General features: G+C 51.8%; 2 rRNA genes. Both read left to right on the top strand.

The annotated features are described in order from the left end of the window. Positions 1-141, top strand: a 16S ribosomal RNA gene (locus tag BGP77_RS08935); the annotation flags it as partial. Positions 142-467: 326 nt separating this feature from the next. Beyond that, positions 468-624: ribosomal RNA gene (locus BGP77_RS08930) — 23S ribosomal RNA — on the top strand; the annotation flags it as partial.

The raw sequence follows: 624 nt of genomic DNA, 5'->3' as shown, positions 1-624 counted from the left end.
CACCGCCCGTCACACCATGGGAGTTGATTGCACCAGAAGTGGGTAGCTTAACATTGGGCGCTCACCACGGTGTGGTTGATGACTGGGGTGAAGTCGTAACAAGGTAACCCTAGGGGAACCTGGGGTTGGATCACCTCCTTAAACCAAGACCCGCAAGTGTCCACAACGAATTACTTCTTAGAGGCTGAATCGAGCGATCGATTTGGCCTTTAGGCGTTCTTTAACAATCTGATTGAAGTTTTCTCAAAGAAAGAAGTCTGATTGAAACCAAGCGTAGCAATATCTTTGTCGTTCAAGACGTCGCTCATATGCGCGAGCGAGCAGAACAGAGCGAGGATTTTGGTTTCAGTTCGAGGCGACTCGGAGCGCAGCCGCGCAGTGTGCTGAAAAGCACATGAGCAGTGAGCACCGAATCAACGACGAGCTGGAAGCAAAAGACCGATCTGGGACACTCCTTCGGGTTATATGGCCAAGCGACTAAGCGTACAGGGTGGATGCCTTGGCAACTGGAGGCGATGAAAGACGTGGTAGCCTGCGAAAAGCTTCGGGGAGGTGGCAAACGACCTGTGATCCGGAGATGTCTGAATGGGGAAACCCACCTGCTTTTAGCAGGTATCTTGCACT

Origin of the sequence: Saccharospirillum sp. MSK14-1, from assembly GCF_003054965.1 — a bacterium.
GTDB lineage: Bacteria > Pseudomonadota > Gammaproteobacteria > Pseudomonadales > Natronospirillaceae > Saccharospirillum.
This window is presented reverse-complemented; position numbering and strand designations above follow the sequence as displayed.